This window comes from Nocardia fodinahabitans (assembly GCF_052983615.1).
In genome coordinates this window covers 1,009,030-1,020,701 of sequence record NZ_JBRJJC010000001.1, presented here as the reverse complement: position 1 = coordinate 1,020,701, position 11,672 = coordinate 1,009,030, and the positions used below count along the sequence as shown (strand labels likewise).

General features: G+C 69.6%; 13 protein-coding genes. 9 read left to right on the top strand and 4 right to left on the bottom strand.

Annotated elements, in window-relative coordinates:
* The first annotated feature begins 8 nt into the window (after positions 1 to 8).
* Positions 9 to 431, top strand: a complete 423-nt coding sequence (locus NV348_RS04910) for an uL11 family ribosomal protein (protein WP_447145912.1) — start codon at positions 9 to 11, stop codon at positions 429 to 431.
* 238 nt (positions 432 to 669) lie between these two features.
* Here the strand turns inward: NV348_RS04910 and NV348_RS04905 are convergent, their stop codons facing one another.
* Positions 670 to 837: a hypothetical protein gene (locus tag NV348_RS04905; protein WP_447145911.1), complete on the bottom strand. Its 168-nt coding sequence runs from the start codon at positions 835 to 837 to the stop codon at positions 670 to 672.
* Between the two features lie 20 nt (positions 838 to 857).
* Here NV348_RS04905 and NV348_RS04900 point away from each other — a divergent pair, with 20 nt between their 5' ends.
* The 3 genes from NV348_RS04900 to NV348_RS04890 are packed head-to-tail and all read left to right on the top strand — an operon-like array spanning position 858 to position 3,453.
* Positions 858 to 1,274, top strand: a complete 417-nt coding sequence (locus NV348_RS04900; RefSeq protein ID WP_447145910.1) for a hypothetical protein — start codon at positions 858 to 860, stop codon at positions 1,272 to 1,274.
* A gap of 42 nt (positions 1,275 to 1,316) precedes the next feature.
* Entirely contained in the window at positions 1,317 to 2,444 is a 1,128-nt protein-coding gene (locus tag NV348_RS04895) for a serine/threonine-protein kinase (protein ID WP_447145909.1), read from the top strand.
* A gap of 43 nt (positions 2,445 to 2,487) precedes the next feature.
* Positions 2,488 to 3,453: a LysR family transcriptional regulator gene (locus tag NV348_RS04890; RefSeq protein WP_447145908.1), complete on the top strand. Its 966-nt coding sequence runs from the start codon at positions 2,488 to 2,490 to the stop codon at positions 3,451 to 3,453.
* Positions 3,454 to 3,525: 72 nt separating this feature from the next.
* On the opposite strand, the gene NV348_RS04885 is transcribed toward NV348_RS04890, so the two are convergent.
* Positions 3,526 to 3,795, bottom strand: coding sequence for a DUF2631 domain-containing protein (locus tag NV348_RS04885; RefSeq protein WP_447145907.1), 270 nt, complete (start codon positions 3,793 to 3,795; stop codon positions 3,526 to 3,528).
* Positions 3,796 to 3,890: 95 nt separating this feature from the next.
* Between NV348_RS04885 and dxr the strand changes: the two genes are divergently transcribed.
* The 5 genes from dxr (at position 3,891) to NV348_RS04860 (ending at position 10,625) form a co-directional block, all read left to right on the top strand.
* Positions 3,891 to 5,072, top strand: a complete 1,182-nt coding sequence (gene dxr, locus NV348_RS04880) for a 1-deoxy-D-xylulose-5-phosphate reductoisomerase (RefSeq protein WP_447145906.1) — start codon at positions 3,891 to 3,893, stop codon at positions 5,070 to 5,072.
* Between the two features lie 150 nt (positions 5,073 to 5,222).
* Positions 5,223 to 6,422 carry a M50 family metallopeptidase gene (locus NV348_RS04875; protein ID WP_447145905.1) on the top strand — a complete coding sequence of 400 codons (1,200 nt, stop codon included), beginning with the start codon at positions 5,223 to 5,225 and terminating at the stop codon, positions 6,420 to 6,422.
* Between the two features lie 252 nt (positions 6,423 to 6,674).
* A complete protein-coding gene (gene ispG / locus NV348_RS04870) occupies positions 6,675 to 7,829 on the top strand; it encodes a flavodoxin-dependent (E)-4-hydroxy-3-methylbut-2-enyl-diphosphate synthase (RefSeq protein ID WP_218718486.1) in 1,155 nt (384 codons plus the stop codon).
* A gap of 76 nt (positions 7,830 to 7,905) precedes the next feature.
* The gene (locus NV348_RS04865; protein ID WP_447145904.1) at positions 7,906 to 8,769 is read left to right on the top strand and encodes a GNAT family N-acetyltransferase; all 864 of its coding nucleotides are present in this window, start codon (positions 7,906 to 7,908) and stop codon (positions 8,767 to 8,769) included.
* Positions 8,770 to 8,846: 77 nt separating this feature from the next.
* Entirely contained in the window at positions 8,847 to 10,625 is a 1,779-nt protein-coding gene (locus tag NV348_RS04860) for a penicillin-binding transpeptidase domain-containing protein (RefSeq protein ID WP_447145903.1), read from the top strand.
* On the opposite strand, the gene NV348_RS04855 is transcribed toward NV348_RS04860, so the two are convergent.
* Together NV348_RS04855 and NV348_RS04850 are read right to left on the bottom strand one after the other, a co-directional pair.
* Complete coding sequence (locus NV348_RS04855; RefSeq protein ID WP_447145902.1) at positions 10,619 to 10,855, bottom strand: hypothetical protein; 237 nt, start codon at positions 10,853 to 10,855, stop codon at positions 10,619 to 10,621. The genes NV348_RS04860 and NV348_RS04855 overlap by 7 nt on opposite strands.
* 267 nt (positions 10,856 to 11,122) lie before the next feature.
* The gene (locus NV348_RS04850) at positions 11,123 to 11,620 is read right to left on the bottom strand and encodes a peroxynitrite isomerase (RefSeq protein ID WP_447145901.1); all 498 of its coding nucleotides are present in this window, start codon (positions 11,618 to 11,620) and stop codon (positions 11,123 to 11,125) included.
* Between the last annotated feature and the right edge of the window lie 52 nt (positions 11,621 to 11,672).

Below are 11,672 nucleotides of genomic sequence, written 5' to 3'. Positions count from 1 at the left end.
CGTTGACTATGGCGCGCGGAACAGCCTCTGTCACAGTCACTCTCGAACTCGAGGCGGGCAATGCCTCCCTCATGGTTCTCGGCAAGATGCTCGGCCCCACGGGCATCCCGCCGTTCGAAGTCAAACGCCGCTACGACGCGGCGACGGCCGATCAGCGCGGGGAGATCATCCCCGCCGTCATCACGATCGACGCCCGCAAACGCTGGACCATGCGGCTCAAGACGCCGCCGACGGCCGCACTCATCCGCAGAGCACTCGGCAAACCCGGCTCACCCCAACCGGGCCACGCGCCGGTGGGCGCCCTCACCCGGGAACAGTTGCGGCGCATCGCACTCCGCAAACTGCCCGATCTGAACACGACCGACGTCGAGGCGGCGATGCGGATCATCGCTGGAACGGCTCGGTCGATGGGCGTGCGCGTCGAGGAGTGAGCGCAGTTCGGCGTCGCCGGATGCCTACCTCGGAGCACCCTGCCGATCGCCGAAGTCGCGGGGGCAGACGCGAGGTTGGTGGCGGCCGACCGATGGGATGCGAGCGGCGGCCGGGACCGCATCGGCAGGACAACGGGGATACATGCTTGCGACGGGCGATGTCTTCGCCGGCTACGCGATCGAACGCCGACTCGGGCGCGGCGGGACGGGATCGGTCTACCTGGCCCGGCATCCCCGCCTACCCCGGCAGCTCGCGCTCGAGCTGCTGAATCCGGAGTTGTTCGCCGACACCGAGATCCGGGCGCGGTTCGAGCGGGAAGCCGATCTGGCGGCGCAGCTGGAGCATCCGAACATCGTCACGGTGTACGACCGGGGTGTCGACGACGGGCAGCTGACCGGTGCGCATCTGGACCATCGTTCCGACCGGTGCTCGCGGTATTCGTTGCTCACCGGGGTCGCCCCTGTCGAGGCGACGAATCCGGTGGTGGTCATCCAGGGCCACCTGCAGTCACCGCCCCCGTCGCTGCGTGCGCACCCGCGGCCGATGTCGTCGCTCGCGTCCGGGAGAAGACGAAGGACCACGGTCAGGCGACGACCGGCACCCGGACCGATGACCGGCGGGAGCGGAGCAACGGGGGTCGGTACGTCGGATCCACGATCGTCTCGACGTTCGCCGAACCTTCCCGTGCGCGCTGGGTCCTGCTGTTCTACCGTGGCTCCGACGACGCACCCTTCGCCGGCAACACGGTGGAGAAGAACATGCCGACCCTGATCGCCGACGTCGCGAGCTTCCCGCTGGGCTGGCGCGCGATGCCCGAGCGGTGGCGAACGGCGTTTTGGTAGGGTCCACACCCGTCGGACGACGAGCGAGATTCGGGGGTCAGAGTGGTTTCTGACGGGACGGTATTCGCCGGATACACGATCGACCGGCAGCTGGGCCGTGGCGGGATGGGGTCGGTGTATCTGGCCAGGCATCCCCGGCTGCCGCGGTGGACCGCGCTCAAGCTGCTGAACCAGGAGCTGTACTCCGACACCGAGATCAGGGCCAGGTTCGAGCGCGAGGCGGATCTGGTGGCCCAGCTCGACCATCCGAACATCGTGACCGTCTTCGATCGCGGCGTCGAGGGCGATCAGCTGTGGATCAGCATGCAGTACATCGACGGGGTCGACGCGTCCATGCTGGATCCGCGATCGCTGCCGCCGGACCGGGCGGTGCAGATCATCGGTGAGACCGCCGCCGCGCTCGACTACGCGCATCGCGCCGGTGTCCTGCACCGGGATGTGAAGCCGGCCAACATCCTGCTGGCCCGATCCAACAGCCAGGAGCGGGTGTACCTCACCGATTTCGGGATCGCCCGGCTGCGCGACGATTCCGGCCACCTCACCGAGACGGGGTCGTTCACCGCGACGCTCGCCTATGCCGCGCCCGAACAGCTCACCGGCGTGCCGCTCGATCATCGCGCCGACCAGTACTCGCTGGCCTGCACGTTGTACTCGCTGCTGACCGGCACCGCGCCCTACGAGGCGCCCAGCCCGGCCGCGGTCATCACCGGGCATCTGCAGGCACCACCGCCGCCGGTCAGTCCGCGCCGCGCCGGTCTGCCGCCGGTACTCGACGCTGTGATGGCCCGCGCGCTCGCCAAACGGCCCGCCGACCGGTTCTCCTCCTGCGAGGAATTCGTCGACGCGGTACAGCGGGCGCTGCGCACCGGTGCCGCGTCGACGGTGCGGCCGACCTCCGGTGCGCATCCACAGCCGTTCGTCGGGATGTCCCCGATGAGCCCGGTGAACGGGTCGGGGGTGCCGCATCCGGTGAATCGCCCGCCGGTGCACCCGTACCAGCCGGTCGCGCCGCGTCCCATGGCGCCCGCGTGGCAACGGCCGGTGCCGCCGCCGACGCCCTATCCCGCGCCGTCGCGCAGCGGGTGGGGCTCGGTGCTGACCACCTTCCTGATCCTGATCGCCGTCATCGGGTCGGTCATCGCCGTGCTGTGGGTGCTGTCGAACCTGTGATCGGTGGTCGGGGCTGCCCGGCGGGTGCCATATTCTGGTCAGAATGAGCGACTTCGATGTCACCGCCGCCGACTCCATCGACCTCGCCCGGCTGCGTCGCTTCGTCGCGGTCGCCGAGGAACTGCACTTCGCCAGGGCCGCGAAGGGCCTGCGGATCTCCCGGCAGAGCCTCAGCGCCACCGTCATCGAGCTGGAGAACGAGCTCGGCACCAAGGTGTTCGTCCCCGGTGCGTCGCCGACCCAGCTGACCGACGACGGCACCGCGCTGCTGAACCATGCCAGGGCGCTGATCAGCGCGCAGGAGCAGGCCGAGCGGGAGCAGAAGCCGGCAGCGCCCGCGAGCCTGCGGGTCGGGTTCGTACCCGGTGTCACGGTGTCGAAGTGGGCGCGGATCTGGGGTGACCGGCTGCCGGATCATCCGCTCGAGGTCGTCGGGGTCGCCCAGGGTGAGCAGGAGAGCGCGCTGCGCGAGGGCCGCATCGATCTGTGCTTCGTCCGGCTGCCGATCGACCGGACCGCGATGAACGCGATCCCGCTGTGGCAGGAGACGCCGGTCGCCGTCGTCCAGAAGGACGACGCGCTCTCGCTGCTGGCGACGATCACCCCGGCCGACCTGGCCGAGGAACTGCTGCAGGACGGCGCCGATCTCGATCAGGCCGCCGATACCCTCGCGCTGGTCGCCGCGGTGGGCGGCGCGACGATCGTGCCGCAGTCGATCGCCCGGCTGCATCACCGGCGCGATCTGGTCTACCGGCCGATCAGCGACACCGAGTTCACCGAGATCGCCCTGGCCTGGCCCACGGGCACCGACAGCGAACTGCTCGAGGAGTTCGTGGGGATCGTGCGCGGCCGGTCGGCGAACAGCTCGCGCGGCGCGGTCGTGGCGGAGCCGGAGCGGCGGACGGCCGCGAAGCCCGCTCGCAAGACCACCGCGAAGAAGCCGGCCGCCAAGCAGCAGCCCGCCCGTCAGGGCAAGGGTCGCAAGACCGGCGCGCGGCGCGGTCGCTGACTCCGCACACACGAAAACGCCTGCGGCGCAAGAAGATCGCTGCCGCAGGCGGTGTCGTCGAGGAGCCGGAGATTACCTCGGGAGGCGCCGGGTGATCGAGTCGACGACCAGGATGGCCGCCATCAGGCCGGCCAGGCCGATGAGGAAGATGTCCTCGACGTGGCCCTGGTGGTTGCCGATGGTCATGCCGAGCAGGATCACCACGACGACCCAGGCCGCGATGCGGAAGGTCTTGCGCGACTCACCGCTCCAGCCCCATGCGGCCGAGGGGACCTCGGCGGGATCGACGCTGGTGGCGACGGCGCGCTCGGTGCTGACTGATTCGAGGTCCGTGGCGGCCACGATCGCTCCTTAGGGCTCGAGTTCTGGTTGGGCGAGTGAGCATATCGTGGCATACGACCGTCCGTCGTAGCCAGCAGCCCTGCCACAATGGGGCCGTGTCCCACCCAGCAACGCGTGCCGCACACGGCCAGTCCACGTCCACCGATCGGGTGAAGGTGCTGCTCCTCGGCAGTACCGGTTCGATCGGTACCCAGGCGCTCGAGGTGATCGCCGCCAACCCCGACCGGTTCGAGGTGGTCGGCCTCGCCGCGCGCGGCGGTAGCCCCGCGCTGCTCGCCGAGCAGATGGCGGCCGTCGGCACCCGCAATGTCGCCGTGGCCGACCCCGCCGCCGCCCAGGCGCTCGACCTCGAGCTCGGCGGTCCCGACGCGGCGACCGAACTCGTGCGCCGCACCGAGGCCGACGTCGTGCTCAACGCTCTGGTCGGCTCGCTGGGCCTCGGTCCGACCCTGGCCACCCTGGCAGCGGGCACCCGGCTCGCCCTGGCCAACAAGGAGTCGCTGGTCGCCGGTGGGTCCCTGGTGACCCGCGCGGCCGCGCCCGGCCAGATCGTGCCGGTCGACTCCGAGCACTCCGCGCTCGCGCAGTGCCTGCGCGGTGGCCGGGCCGAGGAGGTCGCGCGGCTGGTCCTCACCGCCTCCGGCGGCCCGTTCCGCGGCTGGACCGCCGAGATGCTCGAATCGGTGAACCCCAGCGAGGCCAAGACCCATCCGACCTGGTCGATGGGCCAGATGAACACCCTGAACTCGGCGTCGCTGGTGAACAAGGGCCTCGAACTGATCGAGACCCACCTGCTGTTCGGGGTGCCCTACGACCGCATCGATGTCACCGTGCACCCGCAGTCGATCGTGCACTCGATGGTCACCTTCACCGACGGCTCGACCCTCGCCCAGGCCAGCCCGCCGGATATGAAACTGCCCATCGCCCTGGCTCTGGGCTGGCCCGACCGAATTCCCGGCGCGGCGGCAGCCTGCGACTTCGGTACCGCGTCCACCTGGACCTTCGAACCGGTCGACGACGTGGTCTTCCCCGCCGTGCGCCTGGCCAGGCAGGCCGGCGAGGCGGGCGGCAGCGTCACCGCCGTCTACAACGCCGCCAACGAGGTCGCGGTGCAGGCCTTCCTCGACGGGAAGATCACCTTCCCGGCGATCGTGCGCACCGTCACCCAGGCGGTAGAGGCCGCCGATCGCTGGCACGCGGAACCCGATACCCTGGACGACGTCCTCGCGGCCGACCGCTGGGCACGTCGGTACGCCGCCACCATCGTCGCGTCCTGACGGGACCTGACCCGACGAACTGACCACCACGTTTTCGGCCGCCTCGCGTCCGAGTAGCGAGACGGAACGCCGCAGGCGCAGTATCGCTGCTCGGACGCGAGGTCACGAGGCCGAAAACCCGCGGCGCCAGCCGCCAGAGAAAGAGGCCAGATGGTATTCGCGCTGGGGTTCGCACTGTTCGCCCTCGGTATCACGATCTCGATCGCGCTGCACGAATGCGGGCACATGTGGGCGGCGCAGGCCACCGGCATGAAGGTGCGCCGGTACTTCATCGGTTTCGGGCCCAAGGTCTTCTCGTTCCGCCGCGGTGAGACCGAATACGGCCTCAAGGCACTGCCGCTGGGCGGCTTCTGCGATATCGCGGGGATGACGGCGCTGGACGAACTGGAGCCCGAAGAGGTCGACCGGGCGATGTATCGCCAGTCGACCTGGAAGCGTCTGGTGGTGATGTTCGGCGGCATCGCGATGAACTTCCTGCTCGGCTTCATCCTGCTGGTGATCCTGGCCGTCGGCTGGGGCCTGCCGCAGCTCGAGCAGCCCCCGGCCACCGCGCTGGGCTCGATGGGCTGTGTCGCGCAGCAGAATCCCGATCAGACGATGCAGCCGTGCGCCGGTGACGGTCCCGCGCAGCGCGCCGGGCTGCAGCGCGGCGACGTGGTGACCGCGGTCAACGGCGTGTCGGTGACCACCTGGGCGCAGTTCCAGGCCGAGACGCAGAAGCAGACCGGCACTTTCACCTACACGATCGAACGTGACGGCGAGACGCTGACCGTGCCGGTGACGCCGGAGCGCACCGTGCGCTACCCGAAGGAAGGCCCGAGCCGGGAGGTGGGCGCGGTCGGCGTCGGCCCCGACTTCGCCGAGCCCGAGCAGTACGGCCCGATCGCTGCGATCCCGGCGACCATCTCGTTCACCGGTGACTTCTTCGTCGAGACGGTGAAGTCGCTGGCCAAGATGCCGCAGAAGGTGACGGCGTTGTGGGAAGCGGTCACCGGCGGCGAGCGCGATCCGGAGACCCCGGTCAGCGTGTACGGCGCCAGCCGCATCGGTGGCGAGACCGCCGAGCGTGGCCTGTGGGGTGTGTTCATCCTGGTCCTGGCCAGCCTCAATTTCTTCCTGGGCGCGTTCAACCTGCTGCCATTGCTGCCGCTCGACGGCGGGCATATCGCGGTCGTGCTCTACGAGAAGATCCGCAACACCATCCGGTCCTGGCGGGGCAAAGCGCCGGCCGGTCCGGTGGACTACCTGAAGTTGCTCCCGGTGACCTATGTCGCGGTGGTGATCGGCGGTGCGTTCATGTTGTTGACCTTGGCCGCCGACATCGTCAACCCGATCACGCTCGGTCCGTGACCGTCTACGGTTCGCCGGGGAGTGCGGCCTAGCGTGTCGGTGTGCATCGAGGACCCGGCTCGGCCTCGGCTGCCCGGTCGGCGAATGGGCAACGAGCACCTTGATACCGTGTAGGCGCAGCTGGAGGTGACTCGAGGTCGCCCGGCGCCTGCTGTCGTGCCCCTCACAGGGCGCTGGGTCCACCGACGCGACTAAGCTCGGCAGCAACCATCCTGGTCGACTCGACACACGTAGGAAAGAAGGCAGCCGAAGGTGACCAGCACAATCGGATTGGGGATGCCCGCCGCCCCCGCTGCTGTTCTCGCACCCCGGCGCAAGACCCGCCAGCTGAAGGTGGGCAATGTCGGCGTGGGAAGCGACTCGCCGATCTCCGTGCAGTCGATGACCACCACCAAGACTCACGACATCAACGCGACGCTGCAGCAGATCGCCGAGCTGACCGCGTCGGGCTGCGACATCGTCCGGGTGGCGTGTCCGCGCCAGGAAGACGCCGACGCCCTCGCCACGATCGCGAAGAAGTCGCAGATCCCGGTGATCGCCGACATCCACTTCCAGCCGCGCTACATCTTCGCCGCGATCGACGCCGGCTGCGCCGCGGTCCGCGTGAACCCGGGCAACATCAAGGAATTCGACGGTCGCGTCGGCGAGGTCGCCAAGGCCGCCGGTGCCGCGGGCATCCCGATCCGCATCGGCGTGAACGCCGGTTCGCTGGACAAGCGGATGCTGGAGAAGTACGGCAAGGCCACCCCGGAGGCGCTGGTCGAGTCGGCGCTGTGGGAAGCCAGCCTGTTCGAGGACCACGGCTTCGGCGACATCAAGATCTCGGTCAAGCACAACGACCCGGTGATCATGGTGGAGGCCTACCGGCAGCTGGCCGCGCGCAGCGACTATCCGCTGCATCTGGGCGTCACCGAGGCGGGCCCGGCGTTCCAGGGCACGATCAAGTCCGCGGTGGCGTTCGGCGCGCTGCTCAGCGAGGGGATCGGTGACACGATCCGGGTCTCGCTGTCGGCCCCGCCCGCCGAGGAGGTGAAGGTCGGCGGCCAGATCCTGCAGTCGCTGAACCTGCGCCCGCGCAAGCTCGAGATCGTGTCGTGCCCGTCGTGCGGTCGCGCCCAGGTCGACGTCTACACCCTCGCCGACGCGGTCGCCGCGGGTCTCGACGGCCTGGAGGTGCCGCTGCGCGTCGCCGTGATGGGGTGCGTCGTGAATGGGCCGGGTGAGGCGCGGGAGGCCGACCTCGGCGTCGCCTCGGGCAACGGCAAGGGCCAGATCTTCGTCAAGGGCGAGGTCATCAAGACCGTGCCGGAGGCGCAGATCGTGGAAACCCTGATCGAAGAGGCGATGCGCATTGCCGAGGAGATGGGCGAGCAGCCGGGTGGTGAGCCGGTCGTCACCGTCGGCTGAGCTCCGCCGCTCACGGTCGGACGTCGGATTCGGCGGACCCGTACCACTGCGCGTGCTTTCGTGGCAGGCTGGTGCCGTGCGGAGTCTGCTGGAGCCGACGCGACGGTCCAAAACCCCTCCCGCGCGCCCGGTGTCCGTGCGAGATCTGGGCGAGGTGCTGCGTGTGCTCGACTCCGACCCGGTGGCCTCGTGCATGATCGCGGCCAGGGTGCAGGAGTTCGGGCTCGCCGCGCGCTCGGGGCTCGGCGAGCTGTGGAGCCGGGGCGGGCCCGCGGACTCCCTGTGTTTCTCCGGTGCGAATCTGGTGCCGCTGCGCGGTGACCAGCAGGCCCTGCGTGCGTTCGCGGACCGGGCGGCGCGCTGGCCGCGGGTGTGTTCCTCGGTGGTCGGCAGGCAGGAGCTCGCGCTCCCGCTGTGGGAGCTGCTGTTGCCCAAGTGGGGCCCGGCCAGGGATCTTCGCGCCGATCAGCCGTTACTCGCGCTCGCCGCGCCCGCGCTGGCGCGAGCCGACGCGGGCGTGCGCCGGGTGCGACCGGACGAGATCGACCGCTACCTGACCGCCGCGATCGCCATGTTCATCGAAGAGGTCGGCGTCGACCCGCGCGCGGGCGACGGTGGTCGTGGCTACCGGCGGCGGATCCAGAGCCTGATCGAATCCGGCAGGGCCTGGGCACGTTTCGAAGATGGCGAGGTCGTCTACAAGGCCGAGATCGGCGCGCTGTCGCGGCGCACCGGGCAGATCCAGGGCGTGTGGGTGCATCCGGACTTCCGTGGCGCGGGCGTCGGCACCGCGGGCACCGCGACGGTCGCGAATGCCGTTGTCGCGACCGGACGTACGGCCAGTCTGTACGTCAACGACTACAACCGGATCGCCCGACGTGCTTACAGCCGAGTGGGTTTCCGCCAGATCGCGACCTTCGCCACCGTGCTCGTCGACTGAATTCCGGGCGTGTACGGCGCCGTCATCCGGGGTTTGCTGCCCGGTCGCCGCTACCATCGGTGCCGATGAGGACACGGATGGTAACCACGTTCGCGGTGGCCGCCCTCGCGGTGGCGGCCACCGCCTGCTCCGCCGGCCCGCAGGGACCGGTACCCGCCGCCGACGCCTTCGCCGAGGCGTTCGCCGACCACGATCTCGCCGCGGCCGCCGAGCTGACCACCGCACCCGAGAAGGCAACGGCCGCACTGACTTCGGCATGGCAGGCGCTGCAGGCCGAGAAGCTCGAGATCCGCACCGGCGACGCGCGCGTCAGCGGTGACACGGCCACGGTCGACTACACCTACGCCTGGACCCTGCCCAAAGGCCGCCAGTGGACCTACACCGGCGAGTTGCAGATGGGCCGCACCGGTGGTCGCTGGCTGGTGCGCTGGACCTCGGCCGACATCCATCCGAAGCTCGGCGACACCCAGTCGCTGGAACTACGCACCGCGCAGGCCCCGCGCGCACGGGTCAACGAGTCGGCGGGCAGCGATGTGCTGGTGCCGGGCAAGGTGTCGCGGGTGCGCTTCGACATCGGCGCGGCCACCGAGCCGGACCGGGTCGCGGGAGCGCTGGCCGCGGCGCTGAGCCGGATCGATCCGGTCGCCTACACCCCGCAGTCGATCCTGGCCGCGGCCCGTAGGTCCGCCGGGCCCTACACGGTGATCCTGCTGACCGAGTACGAGGCCGACACCATCGGCGGCGAACTGATCGGCCTGCCCGGTGTCACCCTGACACAGGAGTGGGACATGGTGCCCACCGATCGCAAGTTCGCGCCCGATCTGCTCACCCAGGTCCGCAAGACGGTGATCGCCGAGGTCGACGGCAAGGCGGGCTGGAGCGTGGTCACCCGCAACGCCAACGGCGCCGACCTCGATGTGCTGCACGAGGTCGCGGCCCAGCCCGCGCCCTCGTTCGCGCTGAGCATCGACCGGTTCGTGCAGAACTCCGCGCAGCACGCGGTGGACCTGCGCACCGAGCAGACGATGATGGTGGTGCTGCGCCCGTCGACCGGGGCGATCCTGGCCGTGGCCCAGAACAAGGCCGCCGATCGGGACGGCCCGGTCGCCACCAGCGGTCAGTATCCGCCGGGCTCGATCTTCAAGACGGTGACCGCCTCGGCCGCGATGGCGGCGGGCCTGGCGACCCCGGAAACCGTGCTGCCGTGCCCGAGCCACACCACCATCGGCGAACGCACCATCCCCAACTACGAACTGTTCTCCGTCGGCGACGTATCGATGGCCACCGCCTACGAGCGCTCGTGCAACACCACCTTCGCCCGGCTGGCCAGCAGGCTGGACGGCACCGCGCTCACCGAGGCCGCGGCCCGGCTCGGCATCGGCCAGGACTACACGGTGGAAGGTCTGCCGACGATGTCGGGCTCGGTGCCGCCGGCCGAGGGACTCGTCCAGCGCGCCGAGGACGGCATCGGGCAGGGCCGGGTCGTGGTGAGCCCGTTCGGGATGGCCGTGATGGCGGCGACGGTCGCCCAGGGCTCGGCGCCGGTGCCGTATCTGATCGCGGGCAGGCCGACCCGCATCGACGGTGACCGGCCCGCGATCGACCCGCGCGTGGTCGACGGCCTACGCACGATGATGCGCATGGTCGTCACGGGTGGCACCGCCGAACGGATCAGGGATCAGGGCGAGGTGTACGGCAAGACCGGCGAAGCCGAGGTCGACGGCGGATCGCATTCGTGGTTCGTCGGCTACCGCGGGGACATGGCGTTCGCGACGCTGCTGGTCAAGGGTGGCAGCTCCGACAATGCGGTCGCTGTCACCCGGGATATGTTCGCGGCGCTGCCGGCGGGCTACTGAACGGGCGCCGAAGCGGTGTGGCCGGGTCCGTCGGCGTTCTCGGTCGCCAGCAGGCCCCGCACCACCGCGAGCGAACTGCTGTCGGAATGGGCTGTCGCCGTGTTGTGCACGATGTTGTACCCGGCGGGTTCGGGCGCGGCGTGGGTGCCCGCGCCGTCGAGGAGGTCGATGGCGGCTGCGCCGCCCAGGATCATCCCGGCAGTGGTCAAGATCAGGGTGGAACGCCTCATGGTTCGTCTCCCTCGTTCAGGGTTTCGACGTGCTTTCCCGGGCGGCCTTTCGATTGTCTGTTGGTTAGCTGATGCTTGAACCGTAGAACGACCGCCGCGGGGGTAACAGCCGACGGCGGCAAGCGACACACAATTGTTGCGTTATGTGCGGGCGTGTTCGAACACAACCGGTACGCGACCGTGATGAAAAGGTGAATGTGCGGTATCGATCGAAGAAATCCGCAGTTCAGCGGCCCGAGTGAGGTAAATTACCGAATTCGGAGAACGTTACGTACGTTGCAGAGTCGCAGCCAGGTGGTGCTGCAGGGATTCGCCGACGGCGGCCATTCGCAACGTGTAGTCGATCGTGTCCCCGGTGACGTGGAATGAACGTCCGAGCGCGGTAACCGGTTTCGCCGAACTGCTCAGCCCGATATTCGTCGAGTTCAATTCGAGGCGGATTCCGTCGACGGTTTCGGTGATCGTGCCCTCGCAGATCTCGGTGATGCCGGTGGGGTGGGCGAGCACCAGCTCGACCCGGCCGGGCGCGGGGCAGCGCAGGTAACCGGTCTCGGCGTGCAGCGGCCTGCCGTCGTCGGCGGCCTTCGTCCGCTGCTGGTAGGTGAGGAACGGCCTGCCGAGATGCCCGAAGGTGATCTCCTCGAGGTAGTCGAACGATTCGATGGTCGGGTATTCGCCGTGGCCGCGTCCGCGCCAGCTGCCGAGCAGCGGGGCCAGGGCGGCGATAGCGGGATGAGGGGCGACGGGGGCGGAGGGTTCGACCACGGCCGAAAGCTTAGACCTGCCCCTGCGTCGACGGTCACGGCACGCCCGGGCT